Origin of the sequence: Pseudogemmobacter faecipullorum (genome assembly GCF_020539525.1) — a bacterium.
Taxonomy (GTDB): Bacteria; Pseudomonadota; Alphaproteobacteria; order Rhodobacterales; family Rhodobacteraceae; genus Pseudogemmobacter; species Pseudogemmobacter faecipullorum.
The window spans coordinates 283025-301246 of sequence record NZ_JACDXX010000003.1 but is presented as its reverse complement, the minus strand read 5'-3'; the positions used below and the strand labels follow the sequence as shown (position 1 = coordinate 301246).

The window sequence follows — 18222 nt, the reverse complement described above, 5'->3', positions numbered from 1 at the left end:
CCTTGCTGACCAGATTAGCCATCCGGATCAATGCCGCCCTTGAAACGGTATTCCCCGAGCAAAGGCTCTATCTGAAATCAGAACATGGCACCCATTACCTGCGGCTGCGCCCGGTCACCCAGGGGCTGGTGGTGCTGGTCGGGGCCATGGGCCTGGCCTGGACCATCGTCGCCACCGCCTTATTCATGATGCATTCGCTCAGCGCCGGTTCAGTGCGCGATCAGAGCCAGCGTCAGGGCATGATGTTTGAGGAACGGCTGACCCTGCTCTCGACCGACCGCGATCTGCGGGCGAGTGAGGCGCTGCAGGCCCAGGAGCGGTTCAATATGGCGCTGACCCAGGTCTCCTCGATGCAGGAAATGCTGCTCGCCTCGGAAGACCGCCGCCGGGAACTCGAGACCGGCATTGATGTGGTGCAAAACACCCTGCGCGGTGTGATCCGCGAGCGCGACAGCGCCCGCGACGAGGTGAGCCGGCTCAACACCGCCCTCAGCCAGCAGGGCGGCAATGCCACCGAAATCGGCCGCGCGAAAGACACTGTCGCCTCGCTTGATTTTCTCAGCAGCAAACTGGCCGCGACCGCCGCCGAGCGTGATCAGCGCGGCGAAGAGGCCCTCGCGGCCCGCGATGAGCTGATCCTCGCCCAGGATGAGCGCCGGGCGCTGGAGCTGCGCCATGATGCGATCTTTGCCAGGCTGGAAGAGGCGGTCACGGTTTCGGTCGAACCGCTGGAGCGGATGTTCCGCTCGGCCGGGCTTAATCCCAACGATCTGATCGCCACGGTGCGGCGCGGCTATTCCGGCCAGGGCGGCCCGCTGGCCCCGATCACCGCCTCCTCCATGGGGGGCGGCTCGCTGAGCGCCAGTGAGAAACGCGCCAATGCCATCCTTAAACAGATGGAAGAGATGGATCTCTACCGGCTCGCCGCCTGGAAGGCCCCCTTTGCCAATCCGATCCCAGGTGGCGGCGTGCGGCTGACCTCGGGCTTTGGCGGGCGCAATGATCCTTTCGGCAAGGGCCACCGCCAGCATGAGGGCCAGGATTACGCCGGCTCCTACGGCACGCCGATCCATGCCACTGCCGAGGGCGTGGTGGTCCATGCCGGCTGGCAGAATGGCTATGGCCGGCTGATCAAGATCCGCCATGCCTTTGGCATTGAGACAAGATACGCCCATTTGTCGCAGATCCGGGTCAAGGTGGGACAAAAGGTGTCGCGCAGCGAGCGGATCGGTGATATGGGCAATTCAGGCCGGTCCACCGGCACTCACCTTCACTACGAAGTTCGCATCGGGGGCAGTGCCGTCAATCCGATGACCTTCATAAAGGCAGCGAGAGATGTTTTCTAAGAGCCGTATCAACGAGCCGGGCCAGAAGCCTGAAGCGGAAAAAGCCAAAGCCCCGGAGGCCCCCGTGTCCAAACCTTCGATGGATTTTGCCCCTTCAGCGCCCAAGGGCAAAGCTGTTGCATCGGTCCTGTCCTCTGACCTGACCGTGGTCGGCAATCTGCGCACCACCGGCGATATCCAGGTCGAAGGCACCGTCGAGGGCGATATCCGCGCCCATCTGCTGACCGTTGGCGAAAGCGCCACCATCCGTGGCGAGATCGTCGCTGATGATATCGTGGTCAATGGCCGGGTGATCGGCCGGGTGCGTGGCCTGAAGGTCCGCCTGACCTCGACCGCCCGGGTTGAGGGCGACATCATCCACAAGACCATCGCCATCGAATCGGGCGCCCATTTCGAGGGCTCGGTTCAGCGTCAGGAAGACCCACTGGCCACCGGCCGCGTGGCCGCGCCGCATGCGCCCTTCCCGCCCGAGCCGGTCACCGAAGGCTGAGCCTGACAGCCCCACTGAATTTGAAAGCCCTCCGGTTCCGGGGGGTTTTTTTATGACAGCGCCAGCCCGGGGGGCGCTGCCCGCGCGCGCGCCTGCGCCGCCCACCCCCCCCGGGATAGTTGCCGACAGATGAGGTGGCGACGGGCCCCTATAGCCTGAGCCGAAATTCCTGACTCTGGCCGCTGTTTCATACAGATTTCGCTTTCCCTGCCGGGCCTTACTGCGCAGTCTCAGGCCAGAGTGACTGCATTGAAATGAGACCTTCATGACCGCTCCGCCCGGGCTGCGCCCCGCCTGGCCACCCGCTTTCTGGTATCGCATCGCCGCCCTGCTGCTGCTGATCCAGGCGATCAGCCTGATGGCCATGGGCCGGGTGCTGATCTGCGATTGTGGCTATATCAGGCTGTTTGAACCCGGGGTGAATACCGCCGGTAATTCCCAGCATCTTGCCGACTGGTATACGCCGAGCCATTTCCTGCATGGGGTGCTGTTCTTCCTGCTGACCTCGGCGCTGTTTCGCCACCACGCGCTGGCCTTTCGCTTTGCCTTTGCCGTGCTGCTCGAGGCGGGCTGGGAAATCCTCGAGAATACGCCGATGGTGATTGCGCATTACCGCAATGAGACCATGGCCCTGGGCTATAGTGGCGACTCGGTGCTGAATTCGGTGATGGATAGCGTTTTCATGGGCCTCGGCTTCTTCTTTGCCGCGCGGATGCCGGTCCGGGTCTCGGTGCTGAGCTTCCTGGTGCTCGAGATCGGCACGCTGATCATGATCCGCGACAATCTGAGCCTGAATATACTGATGCTGACCTGGCCGGTTGAGGCGGTGAAGACCTGGCAGGCCGCGGGCGGCTGATCCGGGGCTGCGGCCTGCGGGGCTGGGGCCTGCGGGGCACAAAAAACCCCGCACCGGCGCAGCGGGCGGGGTTTTTCTGAGACAGATATGAGAGATGGCTTATTCGTTATCGGCGCGGCTTTTGCCCGACATATCCATGGCCAGCGTCGCCGCCATGAAACCATCCAGATCACCATCCAGCACGCCCTGGGTATCCGAAGTCTCGTGATTGGTGCGCAGATCCTTCACCATCTGATAGGGCTGCAGCACATAAGAACGGATCTGGTTGCCCCAGCCGGCATCGCCCTTGGCATCATGCGCCTCATTGATCGCGGCCGAACGCTTGTCCAGCTCGATCTGATAGAGCCGTGCCTTCAGCGCATTCATCGCGATCTCGCGGTTCTGATGCTGTGATTTCAGCGAGGAGGTCACCACGATCCCGGTCGGGAAGTGGGTGATCCGTACCGCCGAGTCGGTTTTATTGACGTGCTGACCACCGGCGCCTGAGGCGCGCATCGTGTCGATACGGATATCTTTATCCTGAATATCGATCTCGATATTATCGTCCACCACCGGATAGACCCAGACCGAGGCGAAAGAGGTCTGGCGTTTATCGCCCGAACCGAAGGGCGAGATCCGCACCAGGCGGTGCACGCCGCTTTCGGTCTTCAGCCAGCCATAGGCATTATGGCCACTGATTTTATAGGCGACCGATTTGATCCCCGCCTCCTGCCCGGCTTCCTCGGCGAGCATCTCGACGGTGAAACCGCGGCGCTCGGCCCAGCGGGTATACATCCGGGCCAGCATCTCGGCCCAGTCCTGCGACTCGGTGCCACCGGCGCCGGCATTGATCTCAAGGAAAGTATCATTGCTGTCGGCCTCGCCATTCAGCAAAGCCTCCAGCTCTTTCTGGGCGGCGACGTCCAGCAGCGCTTTCAGGGCGGCCTCAGCCTCCTCGATGATGCTGTCCTCGCCTTCCATCTCGCCGAGCTCGATCAGCTCGAGATTATCGTTCAGCCCGGATTCGATCATCTTATAGCCATTGACCGCATCCATCAGCGACTGGCGCTCGCGCATCAGCTTCTGGGCCTTGGCCGGGTCATTCCACAGATCGGGCTGTTCGATCAGCGCATTGAATTCTTCCAGCCGGTGGGGAGCCGTCTCCCAATCCAGCCGCTGCGCCAGCAGGCCCAGCGATTTGCGGATCTGTTCGACATTGGCTTGCGTCTCGGCGCGCATCTTCTACCCCTTATTCGTCGGAATCGGCTCTTAGCGCCCCTGCGCCCTCCCGGCAAGGGGAGGCGCAGAGCTGCGGCAGGAAGACCGGTGCTGGTTAATACAATCCGCCCGAAGAGACGGTGCCGAAATCGGCCTTGCCGGGGATCACCCGGGTCTCGCCGGTCGAGGTGGTGACCTCGGCCGCGCCGCCCTCATTCTCGCCATGGGCAAAGAGCGGCAGGTTCTGGCCCATTTCAAAGCCGCCATCGACCAGCGCCCCCATGCCGAAGACCGGATCCTCGCCATCGCGGAAATATTCCGCCACCACATTCGCACCGCTGGCATCATCGGGCAGACGCGCGCCGGTGAAACGGTCGATCTTCATGAAATAGCCCCCCGGCGGCACCCGGAAGCGCGAGCCGCCGTATTTCTTCACCACTTCTTTCATGAAGTCCTGGAAGACCGGCACACAAAGCGTGCCGCCATAGGCCCGTGCGCCAAGGGTGCGGGGCTGGTCGAAACCAATATAGCAGCCCGCGACGATGTTTGAGGTATAGCCGATGAACCATACGTCCTTGGCATCATTGGTGGTGCCGGTCTTACCCGCCACCGGCACCGGCAGATTGACGCCCGAGGCCGAGCCGCGCGTCACCACCCCCTCCATCATCGAGGTCAGCTGATAGGCGGTGATCGCATCCATCACCCGCTCGCGGTTCGAGGTGATCTGCAGGCCTTCGCTGCCCGCTATCACCCCCGAAGCGCAGTTTTCACAGACCCGGTGATCATGGCGATAGATGGTGCGGCCATAGCGGTCCTGCACCCGGTCGACGAGGGTCGGCTCGACCCGCTCGCCGCCATTGGCAAACATCGCATAGGCGGCGACCATTTTATAAAGCGTGGTCTCCTGCGCGCCGAGGCTGTTGGCCAGATGCGGCGCGAGCCGGTCATAGACGCCGAAACGCTCGGCATATTGCGCCACCGTCTCCATCCCGACTTCCTGGGCAAGGCGGATGGTCATCAGGTTACGGCTCTGCTCGATGCCGGTGCGCAAAGGCGTCGGGCCGTAGTATTTGTTCGAGGCGTTCTTCGGCGTCCAGAGGCCCTGGGGGGTCTGAATCTCAATCGGCGCATCCACCACGATGGTCGCCGGGGTGAAGCCGCTGTCCAGCGCTGCCGCAAAGACAAACGGTTTGAAGGACGAGCCGGGCTGACGTTCGGCCTGGGTGGCGCGGTTAAACACCGAATCCTGATAGGAGAATCCGCCCTGCATCGCCAGAACCCGGCCGGTATTGACATCCATCGCCATGAAAGCGCCCTGCACTTCCGGCACCTGACGCAGGGTCCAGCGCAGGAAGGAGCCATCGCTGTCTTTGGTCATGCGGCGCACCAGCACCACATCCCCCGGTTCCAGCAGATCGCTGGCCCGGCTGGCTTTCTTGCCCAGCTTGCCATCGGCAAGGCGCTTGCGCGCCCAGGTCACATCCTCGGCCGGGATGAAATGGCCATCGCCATCCTCGGCCACGTCCTCAATACCGATCCGGGCCGATTTATCGCCCAGAGACAGCACCACCGCCGGATACCAGTCCTCGATATCGCGCGGCACATCGGTTGCGCTCAGCGCGGCGCGCCAGGCCTGTTCCGTGCCAAGCTGATCGGCGGCGATCACCTTGCCGGTGCCGCGCCAGATGCCGATGCCACGGTCGTATTTCTCCAGCGCCTTGCGCAGGCTGGCCTCGGCAATGCCCTGCAGCTCCTGGTCGATAGTGGCGCGGATGGTCAGACCGCCGCGGAAAAACTCCTCGCGGCCAAAGTTGCGCGACAGCTGCCGCGAGACTTCCTCGGTGAAATAGGTCCGGCCCGGCAGTTCCTCGCGGAAGGACTGGAAATCGCCATTCTGCACCGAACGCAAAGGCAGCTGCCGCTCAGATTCCATCACCGCCTGGGTGATATAGCCATTCTGCGCCATTTCGCGCAGCACGTAATTGCGCCGGTCGGTGACGCGCTGTTTTGCGGTCACCGGATGATAGCGCCCCGGGGCCTGGGGCATCGCGGCCAGCATCGCCGCCTCATGCGGGGCCAGCTCGGTCAGGCTCTTGTTGAAATAGGTCTGGGCAGCGGCGGCCACGCCATAGGAATTCTGGCCGAGGAAGATCTCGTTCAGATAGATCTCAAGAATGCGCTCTTTGCTCAGGCTTTCCTCAAGCCGGGTGGCGAGGATGATTTCCTTGATCTTGCGCTCGACCCCGGCCGCACCTTTGCGGGTGCCGTCGAGCAGCATGTTTTTCGCCACCTGCTGGGTGATGGTCGAGGCGCCTCGCACCTCTTCGCCACGGCTGACCACCGCCTCGCGCAAAGCCGCCAGCATACCGCCGGCATCATAGCCGGAATGGGCGTAGAAATTCTTATCCTCGGCCGAAACAAAAGCGGCTTTGACCAGATCGGGGATGTCTTCGGCCGAGACGAACAATCGGCGCTCTTCGGCGAATTCATCAAGGATGCGCCCCTCGCCCGAATAGATCCGGCTGATCGTGGCCGGAGCATATTGCGCCAGGGTGTCATGACCCGGCAGATCGCGCGAATACATCCAGAAGATAGCGCCGATGGTCAGGGCACCAAAGAAGATGCCCAGCGTCACCGCCGTGAAGATCGCTCCGAAGAACGAGCCGATGAATCGCAGCACCGCAATATCCCCGCCTGATGGAGGCTTTCCCCTATATCAGACGCATGGCGGGGTCAAAACCCTCGGTGAATTTCCGCGCGGCTCCGGCCATTTTATGTCGATAAAGAACCGCCGGGTTCAGTTCTGGCCGGATCTGCCCGGAACGGGTGCCGCCGCTTCAGTCCTGCAAAGCGCTGATCGCCTGATCCTCATCCGCCCAGGCCCGCAGCCCGGCCGCAAGGGCTGCGGCCATTTTCGCCCGCCAGTCCGGATCGGTCAGACGTTTGAGATCACGCGCCGAGGAGAGGAATCCCAGCTCGATCAGCACCGAAGGAATATCGGGCGATTTCAGCACCGAAAAGCCACCGCTCTGGCGCGGTTTGCGGTGCATACGCAGCTCGGCGCCCCTGATCGCGGTCTCAAGCGACGCCGTCAGCCTTTCGGTGCGCGGTGCGGTGACGGTGCGCGCCATATCCATCAGCACAGTGGCCACCACATCATCCTGAGCCGCCAGATCCACGCCTGCGAGCAGATCATCGCGCTCATGGCGTTCGGCCAGCGCCTTAGCCGCTGCATCGCTTGCCGCCTCGGAGAGGGTGTAGAGCGTCGCGCCCTGGGCCTCGCCCTCGGCAATCGCATCGGCATGGAGCGACAGAAAGACATGCGCCCCGGCGGCGCGCGCCACCGAGATCCGCGCCTCGAGCGGCACGAAAATATCGTCATCGCGGGTCAGAACCACGCTATAGCCGCCGTCGCGCAGCAAAAGTTCTTTCAGCTCCCGCGCAAAGCTCAGCATCAGATCGGCCTCTTTATGGCCATCACGCTCGGCGCCGGGGTCAATGCCGCCATGGCCGGGGTCGATCACCACCACCACCGGCCCGGAGCCGCGCTTTTGCGGCGCGGGCAGTTTGCTGGCCACCGGCAAGATCCATTCGGGCGGCTCGGGCTGGGCTGCCGCTCTGGCAAAAATCTCGCGGGTGGCGCGCTGCAGCCGGATCTGCACCTTCGCACCGGCATCGCCGGTCTGCATCTCGCTGCGCATGATCAGCCAGGGGCCGTCAAGCATTACCACCAGCCGCGACCAGCCCGGGCGGAACACCCCTGCCCGCAGATCGGGCCGCTCGCCCTGGCGTGGCACGGCGGCAAGGCCGGTCCAGTCGACCTCGCGCATGTCAAGCACCAGGCGCGGCGGCTCATCAAGCAGCCGCACCCGCCAGGGCACCGGCTGGCTGATGGCGAAATCGAGGCTCATATCCTGAATGCCGGTGCTGATCGCAGAGCCGCCCGGATTGAGCCGGGCCAGAGCCGAAAGCCCCGTTGACAGCCCACCCGAAAACCCCTCGGCTGCCGCCGGCATCACCGGGGTCAGGCCAAGGCAGAAAGCCACAGCCAGAAACTGCCTCAGAAATCGCATCATTGCCCTCGTGCTGCGCCCTGGTCCCTTTGGTCCGGTCTTTTACCGTCTGTCCGGCCCCGTCTGTCCGGGCTTTTTACCGATTATCCGCAAAAAGCCCGGGCAAGTCCATGCGTCGCCCGATCAGCCGCGCGCCGCCATAAAGGCCTTCAGCCGCCGCAGCCCCTCGATAATATCAGCGGTGGCGCGGGCATAGGAAAAGCGCAGGGTCTGCCCGCCGCGAAGCGGATCGAAATCAAGCCCGGGCGTCACCGCCACCCCGGCCTGTTCAAGGATTTCCCCGGCAAAGGCGAGGCTGTCCCTGGTCAGATCCGAGACATCGGCATAGATGTAGAAAGCGCCGTCCGGCGGGGCGAAATTGCGAAAGCCCGCCTCGCGCAGCCCCTCGGTCATCAGCCGGCGGTTTTCGGCATAGACCGCGCGGTTCGCCTCCATCTCGTCGATAGAGTCCAGCGCCGCCAGCGCGGCAATCTGGCTGGCATGGGGCGGGCAGATGAACATATTCTGCGCCAGCCGCTCGACCCGGCGTATCTGATCCTCGGGCACCACCATCCAGCCGATGCGCCAGCCGGTCATCGAGAAATATTTCGAGAAGCTGTTGATCACCCAGGCATTTTGCGAAATTTCCAGCGCCGAGACCGCGCGGTCGCCATAATGCAGCCCGTGATAGATCTCATCCGAGATGAAGGGCACGCCCGCTTTTTCCGCCCAGCCGATCAGCGACGAAAGCGCCTCGTGATTGAGCATCGTGCCCGAAGGATTGCCCGGCGAGGCCACGATCAGACCGTCAAGCCCCTTGCCTTCCAGATCGGCCGCCACCGGCTGCAGCCGGTTTTCCAGGCTCGCGGGAATACCCACCGGCTCGAGCGAGAGCGCGCGCAGGATCTGGCGGTAGCTCGGATAGCCCGGCTCGCCCAGCCCCACCCTCTCGCCCGCCTCAAACAGCGCGGTAAAGGCCAGCAGGAAGGCGCCCGAAGAGCCCGGTGTCACCACCACCCGGGCCGGATCCAGATCGACGCCGTACCAGTCTTTATAAAGCTTTGCGATCCCGGCACGCAGTTCGGGCAGGCCAAGCGCCACAGTATAGCCAAGCGGCTGATCCAGCGCGGCGGCCAGGGCTGCACGCGCGGTTTTCGGGGCGGGAGTGCCGGGCTGGCCCACCTCCATATGAATGATCGAGCGACCCGCAGCCTCCAGCGCCCGGGCGCGCTCCATCACATCCATCACAATGAAGGCATCAACATCGCCGCGACGGGAGGCCTCACTTGATCTGCCCATTCATAACCCCTTAATCTGCGCCCAGTTTTGCGCCCGGTGCTTTCGTGCCCCCGGGCTGCTCCCAGGTCAAGCCGGAAGGATCTCTGATGCGTCTCGCCCTCTCTCTCGCCGCCATTCTGTCGGTCAGCTCACTGGCGCCGGTACAGGCCGAGGGGCTTACCGCAATGAACGATGCCGAGCGTGTCGCATTTGACGCGGCGGTCAGGGATTATCTGCTGCGCAATCCCGAAGTGATTGTCGAAGCCATGACCGAATTGCAGCTGCGCGAGGAGCGCGATGCTGCCAGCCGCGATATCGAGATGCTGGCCGCGAATAAAGACCGCATTTTCAACAGCCCCGGCGACTGGGCCGGCGGCAATCTTGAGGGGGATATCACCCTCGTCGAATTCATGGATTACCGCTGCGGCTATTGCCATAAGGCCTTCCAGGAGGTCGAAGAGCTGGTGAAATCCGACGGCAATATCCGTTTCGTGCTGAAAGAATTCCCGGTTCTGGGCGAGCAATCGGTGCTGGCCGCGAAATTCGCCATCGCCATCCGCCAGCTTTACGGCGACGATGCCTATAAGGCGGCGCATGATGCGCTCTTTGCTTTGCGCGGCGATATGACCACCGAAACCCTGAGCCGCGTCGCCACCGATCTGGGCCATGATGCCAATGTGGTGCTGGCGAAAACCGGCGATCCGGCGGTGCAGGCGGTGATCGATGAGAATTACGCGCTCGCCGGGGTGATGGAGCTGAACGGCACCCCCAGCTTCGTGCTCGGCGATGTCATGCTGCGCGGCTATCTGCCGCTTGATGTGATGCGGCAGATGGTGGCGGATGCCCGTAAAGGCTGATCCGCACTGACAGCAGAAAAAACCCGCAGGACCAGGTGGTCTTGCGGGTTTTTTATTTTATAACAGCTTGTTACACGTCGAACTTAAGATTTTACATTAAGCGCAGCCTCGGCTGCCGCCTCTTCATCCCTGAGCTTTGCCGCCCGATCCTCAACCAGTTCGACGATATGGTCGATCATCTGCTCATTCGACATTTTATGGCTTTGCTTACCCGCCATATAGATCATGCCTGACCCCGCACCGCCGCCGGTAAAGCCAAGATCGGTCATCAGCGCTTCGCCCGGCCCATTGACCACGCAGCCGATGATCGACAGGCTCATCGGCTGTTTGATATGCTCAAGCCGCTGTTCCAGCTTCTCAACGGTTTTGATCACGTCAAAGCCCTGCCGCGCGCAGCTCGGGCAGGAGATGATCTGCACGCCGCGGGTGCGCAGGCCGAGGGATTTCAGGATTTCATAGCCGACCTTCACCTCTTCGACCGGATCGGCCGAGAGCGAGACGCGGATGGTATCGCCAATGCCGAACCAGAGCAGCGAGCCAAGCCCGATCGCCGATTTCACCGTGCCCGAGGTCAGCCCGCCGGCCTCGGTGATGCCAAGATGGATCGGCGCATCGGTGATCGCCGCCAGCTGCTGATAGGCCGCCGCCGACAGGAAGACATCCGAGGCTTTCACCGAGATTTTGAACTCGTGAAAATCATTATCCTGCAGCAGTTTGATATGGTCGAGTCCGCTTTCCACCATCGCATCGGGGCAAGGCTCGCCGTATTTTTCCAGCAGATGCTTTTCCAGCGAGCCGGCATTGACGCCGATGCGGATCGAACAGCCGTGATCCTTCGCCGCCCTGACCACCTCGGCCACGCGTTTTGCATCGCCGATATTGCCGGGATTGATGCGCAGGCAGGCCGCGCCCGCCTCGGCGGCCTCAATCGCGCGCTTGTAGTGGAAATGGATATCGGCGACCAGCGGCACCGGGCATTCGCGCACGATCTGGCGCAGGGCAGCGGTGCTTTCCTGATCCGGGGTCGAGACCCGGACGATATCTGCCCCGGCATCCGCGGCCCGGATCACCTGATCGAGCGTGCCACGGATATCGCTGGTCAGGGTATTGGTCATGGTCTGGACGGTGATCGGCGCATCGCCCCCCACCGGCACTTTACCGACCATAATCTGACGGCTTTGGCGGCGCTCGATGTTACGCCAGGGGCGGATCGGGTTCAGACTCATGCCGTATGCTCCGGATATTGTCGGAGCAAGTCTTTAGCCCTGCCGGCGCCTGAGGGCAACCGGCGGGGCCGCCTCTCAGTCACTGTTGAGCGGGTCTGGTCGCCGCACAGCCCGCCGCCAGATCAGGCGTCGCGCCACTGGCATCAGCGGTCATGATCCGGGCCAGATCGCGGTCGCCCGACAGATCAGCCTCGGCATATTTGCCGGTAATTGCCTCGGGCGAGAGAGCGATCTTGCTGGCGACATTGGCACCGGGCGCGGCCGGACCATAGGTCTTGCCGCCAACTACGAAATAGACCGCTCCGGAATTGCCGGTGCGCAGCTGGGCCACATCTTCCAGCGCCGGGACCTGATAGCTTTCGCAGGCGTCGAGGATTTTCTCGAACAGAACCGTGCCATCGGCCGCGCTGACCCGCATCCAGGCCGGACGCACCGGCAGGATCTGCACCCCTTCCGGGGCCGAAGCGGTCACCTGAATCTCGGGCTCGGCCGCCTCGGGGGCGGCGGCAAGACCAGTCGCGGCGGCAAGGGTGCCGGTGCTTTTGGGATTGATCGCGCCGATCGGGCCATTGCGCGAGATAAAGACCGGCACATCCAGCGCTTCGGGGCGATAGAGACGGTCCATCACATCCGGAGCCGCATTGCCCTGGGCCAGCTGCTGGCTGGCATCGCCGCCTGCTCCGGCGCTCTGCACCGGGTTGTTGTTTTGCAGCGGGTCGAGCGAGACCACCACCGAGGGCGCCTCATCCACCGGCGCCAGCTGCACGCGCTGCACCTCCTGCAGGATCGACCAGCCACCATAGCCAATCGCGCCGATCAGCACCGCCAGCACGGCGAGAGAGCCGACCGCGCCGGGTTCGACCCGCGACAGCCAGGATTCGCCACGCGGCACAAAAGCCAGATTGGGATTGGCCAGCGGTTCGGCAAATTCGCTGCGCACCCGGCTCTGGGCGGTGCGCGCCGGAGCAGCCTGGGTCGACATGCCATGGGCCGGGGCGAAATTCGCCTCGCGGCAGAAACGGGCAAAGGCCTGATCGGGATCCATCCCCAGATAGCGCGCATAAGAGCGCACATAGCCTGCGACAAAGCCGGGCGTCTCAAAGGCTGAAATATCAGCATTTTCGATTGCCGCTATAAAGGTGGCTTTAATCTTCAGGTCACGCTGCACATCCAGCAGCGATTTTCCGAGTGTAGCGCGTTCACCGCGCATGAGATCGCCCAGGCGAAGGTCGAAATCATCAAAGCCCTTTGGCTTTTCCTCTTCCGCTGCCTGAGGTTCTGACCTCCAGCCGATCATACGATGCCCGTCCCCCTGGCGCCTGTTATGCCCGATTCGCGCAGAAAACGCGACTCACGGTGTTTTGTATTGCTGTAACGCTAACACAGGGCAAGGGACTTTGCACCTGCAGGATCGGTCAGGCAGTGGCTTCGGCACGATTCAGCGCACAATGCCCCCAGAGTCTGTCCATAGCTTTTACCAGGTGATCAATTTCCTGTGCACCATGCACCGGCGAGGGTGTGAAGCGCAGCCGCTCGGTACCGCGCGGCACAGTGGGGAAATTGATCGGCTGCACATAAATCCCGAACTGATCAAGCAGCATATCCGAGAGCATCTTACAATGAACGGGGTTGCCGACATGAACAGGCACAATATGTGTGTCGTGATCGATGATCGGCAGGCCAAGTCCCCGCAGACGCAGTTTCAGCACTTTCGCCTGTTCCTGATGCTTCACCCGCAGCGCACGACCGCCCTCGCCTTTCAGGAAACGGATCGCTGCCGCCGCCCCTGCTGCAACCACAGGGGGAATCGATGTGGTGAAAATAAATCCGGGCGCATAGGAGCGGACCGCATCCACCATCTTCGCAGATGCAGCAATATAGCCGCCGAAAACCCCGAAAGCCTTGCCGAGCGTGGCATTGACTATATCGATCCGGTGCATCTGATGATCGCGCTCGGCAACCCCGGCACCGCGCGCGCCATACATGCCCACGGCATGGACCTCATCAAGATAGGTCAGCGCGTTAAACTCTTCGGCCAGATCGCAGATCTCGCGGATCGGCGCGACATCGGCATCCATCGAATAGATCGATTCAAAGGCGATCAGCTTCGGTGCTGCCGGATCATCGGCCGCCAGCAGCTCGCGCAGATGCGCCAGATCATTATGCCGGAAGATCCGTTTGGCGCCGCCGCCACGCCGGATGCCCTCGATCATCGAGGCATGGTTGAGCGCATCGGAATAGATGATCAGCCCCGGGAAAATATCGCGCAGGGTCGAAAGCGTGGCATCATTGGCAATATAGGCCGAAGAGAAGACCAGCGCCTTCTCTTTGCCATGCAGATCGGCAATCTCGGCTTCCAGCTCATTATGATAGATCGTGGTGCCCGAAATATTGCGCGTACCACCCGAACCGGCGCCGGTGGCGTCCAGCGCGTCATGCATCGCCCTGAGAACCTCGGGATGCTGGCCCATGCCCAGATAGTCATTGCCGCACCAGACGGTGATCTCTTTTTCGCTGCCATCGGGACGGGTCCAGATCGCATGCGGGAACTGACCCTTGCGGCGCTCGATGTCGATAAAGGTCCGGTAGCGACCCTCCTCATGCAGCCTGCCAAGCGAAGCGTCGAGCGCAGCCTCGTAATTCATGGGTCCGTCCTCACGTCTTAATGCAGCCCGCCTTGTGCAGCGGCCCGCTCTGGCTGGCCTTGATATGCGTCAAGAGCCATACCGAAAACAGGGGACGAAATGTCGCCCCCCTATCGGATAACGGATTTTTCAGCCAGGTTCCACTGCAAGAACCAGTACACAGGGCTTTTTCCCCTTCCGACTTTGGTTGCAGGCGGCCAGAGCATTCTTCGTGGCAGTCTGCGCATCGGGCAGGCCAGCGATGGCAATCGCCGAGGCCACCGGCTGGCCATCGCGCAGGAAGCCGTCATCGGGCGAGACCGCCATGGCGGCAAAACCTTTGTTATCGGGCACGAAGATCGCCAGCGCCTGATCATTGGTCTGCACCATGCGCAGCATCGCCAGCTCATCCTCGCTGAGGAAAGCATGCGACCAGAGCGTCACCTTTGCCGTGCCATTCTGGCGGGTATCGCCCTGATCGCCGGCGAGCGCGGGCAAAAGCATCAGGCCGAGCGCAAGGCTGGCAATGGGAAGAACGGCAAGACGTATCATCGGCGATCCTTAACTGGCAGTGCGGCGGGATAATCCGGCGGGTGGTTCTGGCGAGGTTTTTCGGCGGACGGCACAGCAGGGCCCGGCTCAGTGCCAGCCCTGCTGCCCCGAAATAACCGATCCGGCCAGCTCTGGCGAGTTGGTTTTGCCCCTGATAGGCTGCCCGGACCATCACAGTCAGGAGAGTGCCATGAGCGCCGCAGTATCGCGCAACCATCAGATGAGTGAGGTTCTCGCCCGGATCGATAAAGATCTGCCAGAGGCCATTGACCGGCTGATGGGCCTGCTCCGCATTCCCTCGATCTCGACCGATCCCGCCTGGAAGGCCGATTGCGCCAAAGCCGCCGACTGGCTGGTCGCGGATCTGAATTCGATCGGGTTCAAAGCCGAATCCCGCCCCACCCCCGGCCATCCGATGGTCGTCGCCCATGGTGGCGAGGGCGAGCGTCATATTCTGTTCTATGGCCATTACGATGTGCAGCCGGTCGATCCTTTGCATCTGTGGAATCGCGATCCCTTTGATCCGGCCATCGAATCAACCGCCAGAGGCGATGTGATCCGTGGCCGTGGCGCCTCCGATGACAAGGGCCAGCTGATGACCTTTATCGAGGCCTGCCGCGCCTGGATCCAGGTCAATGGCAAGCTGCCCTGCCGCATCACCCTCTTCCTTGAAGGCGAAGAGGAAAGCGGCTCGCCCTCGCTGATCCCCTTCATGAAGGAAAATGCCGCCGAGCTGACCTCGGATATCGCGCTGATCTGCGACACTTCGATGGTCTCGCCAGGCGTGCCTTCGATTGCCGGTCAGCTGCGCGGCATGCTGAAGGATGAATTTACCCTGCACGGGCCGAAGATCGACCTGCATTCCGGCCATTACGGCGGCCCGGGGCTGAACCCTCTGCGCGAGATTTCCAAAATCATCGCCAGCTTCCATGATGATACCGGCCGCGTCGCGGTTGAGGGCTTCTATGACGGGGTGCATGAGGTCCCGGCCGAGCTGAAGCGCCAGTGGGAAGCTTCGGGCTTTGATGAGGCCGACTATCTGAATTCGGTCGGCTACACGAAATCGCATGGCGAGGCGGGCTATTCCTGCCTCGAGCAGCAATGGGCCCGCCCGACGCTGGAAATCAATGGCCTCTGGGGCGGCTATCAGGGCGCGGGCTCGAAAACCGTGCTGCCGGCCGAGGCGCATTGCAAGATCACCTGCCGCCTTGTCGGTGATATGGATCCCGATGATCTGCGGGTGAAGCTGCGCAAACATGTCGAAGACCGCCTGCCCATTGATGCCCGCGTCACCTGGGACAGCAATCTCGAAGGCTCGCCTGCAGCGGTGATGAACACCTCGCGCGCGGAATTCGAACAGGCGCGCATCGCGCTTTCGGAAGAATGGAACCGTGAGGCGGTGATCGTCGGCATGGGCGGCTCGATCCCGATTGCCGGTTTCTTCAAGACCGTGCTCGGCATGGATGCGATGCTGATCGGTTTTGCCAATGATGATGACGCGATCCATTCGCCGAATGAGAAATACGATGTGCAGAGCTTCCATAAGGGCATCCGCTCCTGGGCGCGGATTCTGGACCGTATTGCATGAGCCGGATCAGCATCCGCGATCTGACCCAGGCGGATTTTTCCGCCTGGGGCCAGGTCTGGCAGGAATATCTCGCCTTTTATGAGGTGGATCTTGCCCCCGAAGTGACCGCTGCCACCTGGGCAAGGCTGATCGACCCCGCTTCCGTGGTCAAAGCCCGGATCGCAGATTTTGACGGCAGGCTGGCGGGCTTTGCCATTCATATGCATCACCCCTCGACCTGGGTCATGGGCGATGACTGCTATCTGGAGGATCTCTGTGTCAGCGCCGCAGTCCGGGGCCAGGGCATCGGCCGCGCCCTGATCGATGATCTGATCCGCCTCTCCAAAGCAAAGGGCTGGCACCGCCTCTACTGGCATACCAATGCAAAGAATGCCCGGGCCCGCGCGCTTTATGACAGCTATGTCGAGAGCGATGGTCATATCCGCTACCGGCTGGCGCTCTGAGCCTGTGGCTCAGGGCCCCTGCCTTTTACGCCGCCTCAGACCGCATGATCTGTCCCGGAGCAGAAAAGACAAAAGCCGCGACAACCCGAAGGTGTCGCGGCTTTTTGTATGCCACCTTCAGTGAAATGGCGCGGTTGACGGGGCTCGAACCCGCGACCCCCGGCGTGACAGGCCGGTACTCTAACCAACTGAGCTACAACCGCACTAAACTTCACAACAGGCGTTTTCAGGAAACAAATGGCGCGGTTGACGGGGCTCGAACCCGCGACCCCCGGCGTGACAGGCCGGTACTCTAACCAACTGAGCTACAACCGCGCAATATTTGTTCCCAGAGGATCATCGAAAAGATAAGTGGCGCGGTTGACGGGGCTCGAACCCGCGACCCCCGGCGTGACAGGCCGGTACTCTAACCAACTGAGCTACAACCGCACTTTATCTTTTCCGGCGATCCAGCCGGTGTGAGGGCTATCTACCTGGGGGTTCGGGTGGCGTCAAGCACCCGATTTCCGTTTTTTCACCCCGAAAGGAAAACTTCTTCATGAAAGCGTCAATAAACCCCTATTTTCCTGATTTAATTTAATTATTCGGGGCCGGAATAAATTCCTGATTGTCCTGCGGCGGCAGGCGGAAGCGGCCATGCGCCCAGTCTCCGGCACGCCAGGCCTCTTTTGCCGCCTGAATCCGCTCGGGCGAAGAGGCGACGAAATTCCACCACAGATAGCGCGGCCCATCCATGGTCGCCCCGCCCAAGAGCATCAGCCTTGCACCCTGCCCGCCCGCTTTGACCGAGACCTGATCGCCGGGACGAAACACCAGCATCCGCCCCGCCTCATATTCCTGCCCGCCCGAGAACAGGCTGCCGCTCAGGATATAGATGCCGCGATCCTCATGGTTATCGGGCAAGGGAATCGCCGCACCAGGCTGGAGCACCGCATCGGCATAGAAAACCTCAGAGGGCATTTCGAGCTCCATCCGCGCCCCCCAGGCCTCACCCAGAATCAGCCGCACCTGTTTGCCCTCCCCCTCCAGCTCGGGCAGATCCTCTTTGCCACGATGCACAAAGGCCGCCGGATCATCCTCACGCGATTTTGGCACCGCCAGCCAGGTCTGCAGCCCGAACATCGACAAAGGCGCCTGCCGCGCCGCGCCATCGGTGCGCTCAGAATGGGTGATGCCATGCCCGGCCATCATCCAGTTGACCGCGCCCGGCTCGATCCACTGATCGGTGCCAAGGCTGTCGCGGTGATGCAGCCGCCCCTTCATCAGATAGGTCACCGTGCCGAGGCCGATATGCGGATGCGGGCGCACATCAATGCCCTCGCCGGTCAGAAATTCCGCCGGGCCCATCTGATCAAAGAAGATAAAGGGGCCAACCATCTGGCGCTGCACCGAAGGCAGAGCCCGGCGCACCTCAAAGCCGCCCAGATCCCGGGCACGCGGCACGATCACGCTCTCAATCGAATCCACCTGGTCACCGATCGGGATCGAAGGATCAAGGGCGGGGTTCCAGCTCATGGCTCACTCTCCTGGCAGGGCAAATTATTTTTCTGCGGCAAAGTTAGGCAATTTCCAGAGCCTTTTCACTCTTTACCCTAGTGTAAGGGGCTGTGCGCCAGTGAACAGAAGCGGCCGGCGCATTTCCCCCCTTGCGCCCGCCCGCCGCCCGGGCTACCTCAGCGCCACAGAGCAGGGTGCCCACGCCCCGCAGCCTCT

At 62.2% G+C, this 18222-nt stretch carries 15 protein-coding genes and 3 tRNA genes; 6 read left to right on the top strand and 12 right to left on the bottom strand.

Annotated features, from left to right (window positions below):
* Positions 1-2: 2 nt before the first annotated feature.
* The 3 genes from H0485_RS05070 (at position 3) to H0485_RS05060 (ending at position 2692) form a co-directional block, all read left to right on the top strand.
* Positions 3-1346 (top strand): M23 family metallopeptidase, encoded by a 1344-nt coding sequence (locus H0485_RS05070; RefSeq protein WP_226934264.1) that lies wholly within the window; start codon positions 3-5, stop codon positions 1344-1346.
* On the top strand, positions 1336-1836 hold the full coding sequence (locus tag H0485_RS05065) for a bactofilin family protein (protein WP_226934263.1): 501 nt from the start codon (positions 1336-1338) through the stop codon (positions 1834-1836). The genes H0485_RS05070 and H0485_RS05065 overlap by 11 nt, the downstream gene beginning before the upstream one ends.
* A 265-nt stretch (positions 1837-2101) precedes the next feature.
* A complete protein-coding gene (locus H0485_RS05060; protein WP_226934262.1) occupies positions 2102-2692 on the top strand; it encodes a DUF2585 domain-containing protein in 591 nt (196 codons plus the stop codon).
* Positions 2693-2791: 99 nt separating this feature from the next.
* Here H0485_RS05060 and prfB read toward each other — a convergent pair whose 3' ends face one another.
* The 4 genes from prfB to H0485_RS05040 form a co-directional block, all read right to left on the bottom strand.
* Positions 2792-3910 carry a peptide chain release factor 2 gene (gene prfB / locus H0485_RS05055; RefSeq protein WP_226934261.1) on the bottom strand — a complete coding sequence of 373 codons (1119 nt, stop codon included), beginning with the start codon at positions 3908-3910 and terminating at the stop codon, positions 2792-2794.
* A 94-nt stretch (positions 3911-4004) separates the two neighbouring features.
* Entirely contained in the window at positions 4005-6569 is a 2565-nt protein-coding gene (locus H0485_RS05050) for a penicillin-binding protein 1A (protein WP_226934260.1), read from the bottom strand.
* A gap of 157 nt (positions 6570-6726) precedes the next feature.
* The gene (locus tag H0485_RS05045; protein WP_435531481.1) at positions 6727-7905 is read right to left on the bottom strand and encodes an N-acetylmuramoyl-L-alanine amidase family protein; all 1179 of its coding nucleotides are present in this window, start codon (positions 7903-7905) and stop codon (positions 6727-6729) included.
* 180 nt (positions 7906-8085) lie between these two features.
* Positions 8086-9240 carry a pyridoxal phosphate-dependent aminotransferase gene (locus H0485_RS05040; protein ID WP_226934258.1) on the bottom strand — a complete coding sequence of 385 codons (1155 nt, stop codon included), beginning with the start codon at positions 9238-9240 and terminating at the stop codon, positions 8086-8088.
* A gap of 86 nt (positions 9241-9326) precedes the next feature.
* Here H0485_RS05040 and H0485_RS05035 point away from each other — a divergent pair, with 86 nt between their 5' ends.
* Positions 9327-10076 (top strand): DsbA family protein, encoded by a 750-nt coding sequence (locus tag H0485_RS05035; RefSeq protein WP_226934257.1) that lies wholly within the window; start codon positions 9327-9329, stop codon positions 10074-10076.
* 83 nt (positions 10077-10159) lie between these two features.
* Here the strand turns inward: H0485_RS05035 and ispG are convergent, their stop codons facing one another.
* The 4 genes from ispG to H0485_RS05015 all read right to left on the bottom strand — a co-directional run bounded on the left by ispG (position 10160) and on the right by H0485_RS05015 (position 14478).
* Positions 10160-11302, bottom strand: a complete 1143-nt coding sequence (ispG, locus tag H0485_RS05030) for a flavodoxin-dependent (E)-4-hydroxy-3-methylbut-2-enyl-diphosphate synthase (RefSeq protein ID WP_226934256.1) — start codon at positions 11300-11302, stop codon at positions 10160-10162.
* Positions 11303-11381: 79 nt separating this feature from the next.
* The gene (locus tag H0485_RS05025; protein ID WP_226934255.1) at positions 11382-12599 is read right to left on the bottom strand and encodes a helix-turn-helix domain-containing protein; all 1218 of its coding nucleotides are present in this window, start codon (positions 12597-12599) and stop codon (positions 11382-11384) included.
* 118 nt (positions 12600-12717) lie between these two features.
* Positions 12718-13947 carry a 5-aminolevulinate synthase gene (gene hemA / locus H0485_RS05020; protein WP_226934254.1) on the bottom strand — a complete coding sequence of 410 codons (1230 nt, stop codon included), beginning with the start codon at positions 13945-13947 and terminating at the stop codon, positions 12718-12720.
* Between the two features lie 129 nt (positions 13948-14076).
* Positions 14077-14478, bottom strand: coding sequence for a hypothetical protein (locus H0485_RS05015; protein ID WP_226934253.1), 402 nt, complete (start codon positions 14476-14478; stop codon positions 14077-14079).
* A gap of 190 nt (positions 14479-14668) precedes the next feature.
* On the opposite strand from H0485_RS05015, the gene H0485_RS05010 reads away from it, so the two are divergent.
* Positions 14669-16066 carry a M20/M25/M40 family metallo-hydrolase gene (locus H0485_RS05010; RefSeq protein ID WP_226934252.1) on the top strand — a complete coding sequence of 466 codons (1398 nt, stop codon included), beginning with the start codon at positions 14669-14671 and terminating at the stop codon, positions 16064-16066.
* Positions 16063-16509 (top strand): GNAT family N-acetyltransferase, encoded by a 447-nt coding sequence (locus H0485_RS05005; protein ID WP_226934251.1) that lies wholly within the window; start codon positions 16063-16065, stop codon positions 16507-16509. Before H0485_RS05010 ends, H0485_RS05005 begins: the two co-directional genes overlap by 4 nt.
* Before the next feature lie 126 nt (positions 16510-16635).
* On the opposite strand, the gene H0485_RS05000 is transcribed toward H0485_RS05005, so the two are convergent.
* From H0485_RS05000 to H0485_RS04985, 4 genes are all read right to left on the bottom strand, one after another.
* Positions 16636-16712: transfer RNA gene (locus H0485_RS05000), tRNA-Asp, on the bottom strand.
* Between the two features lie 35 nt (positions 16713-16747).
* Positions 16748-16824, bottom strand: a tRNA-Asp gene (locus tag H0485_RS04995).
* Between the two features lie 37 nt (positions 16825-16861).
* Positions 16862-16938 (bottom strand) — tRNA-Asp (locus H0485_RS04990).
* Between the two features lie 147 nt (positions 16939-17085).
* Positions 17086-18024, bottom strand: coding sequence for a pirin family protein (locus H0485_RS04985; protein WP_226934250.1), 939 nt, complete (start codon positions 18022-18024; stop codon positions 17086-17088).
* Positions 18025-18222: the final 198 nt, after the last annotated feature.

Bases quoted from the DNA above. Each gene is read 5' to 3' on its own strand.
- H0485_RS05065 (WP_226934263.1), top strand. From the start codon at position 1,336: ATGTTTTCTAAGAGCCGTATCAACGAGCCGGGCCAGAAGCCTGAAGCG.
- H0485_RS05060 (WP_226934262.1), top strand. From the start codon at position 2,102: ATGACCGCTCCGCCCGGGCTGCGCCCCGCCTGGCCACCCGCTTTCTGG.
- prfB (WP_226934261.1), bottom strand. From the start codon at position 3,910: ATGCGCGCCGAGACGCAAGCCAATGTCGAACAGATCCGCAAATCGCTG.
- H0485_RS05045 (WP_435531481.1), bottom strand. From the start codon at position 7,905: ATGCCGGCGGCAGCCGAGGGGTTTTCGGGTGGGCTGTCAACGGGGCTT.
- H0485_RS05040 (WP_226934258.1), bottom strand. From the start codon at position 9,240: ATGGGCAGATCAAGTGAGGCCTCCCGTCGCGGCGATGTTGATGCCTTC.
- H0485_RS05035 (WP_226934257.1), top strand. From the start codon at position 9,327: ATGCGTCTCGCCCTCTCTCTCGCCGCCATTCTGTCGGTCAGCTCACTG.
- ispG (WP_226934256.1), bottom strand. From the start codon at position 11,302: ATGAGTCTGAACCCGATCCGCCCCTGGCGTAACATCGAGCGCCGCCAA.
- H0485_RS05025 (WP_226934255.1), bottom strand. From the start codon at position 12,599: ATGATCGGCTGGAGGTCAGAACCTCAGGCAGCGGAAGAGGAAAAGCCA.
- hemA (WP_226934254.1), bottom strand. From the start codon at position 13,947: ATGAATTACGAGGCTGCGCTCGACGCTTCGCTTGGCAGGCTGCATGAG.
- H0485_RS05015 (WP_226934253.1), bottom strand. From the start codon at position 14,478: ATGATACGTCTTGCCGTTCTTCCCATTGCCAGCCTTGCGCTCGGCCTG.
- H0485_RS05010 (WP_226934252.1), top strand. From the start codon at position 14,669: ATGAGCGCCGCAGTATCGCGCAACCATCAGATGAGTGAGGTTCTCGCC.
- H0485_RS05005 (WP_226934251.1), top strand. From the start codon at position 16,063: ATGAGCCGGATCAGCATCCGCGATCTGACCCAGGCGGATTTTTCCGCC.
- H0485_RS04985 (WP_226934250.1), bottom strand. From the start codon at position 18,024: ATGAGCTGGAACCCCGCCCTTGATCCTTCGATCCCGATCGGTGACCAG.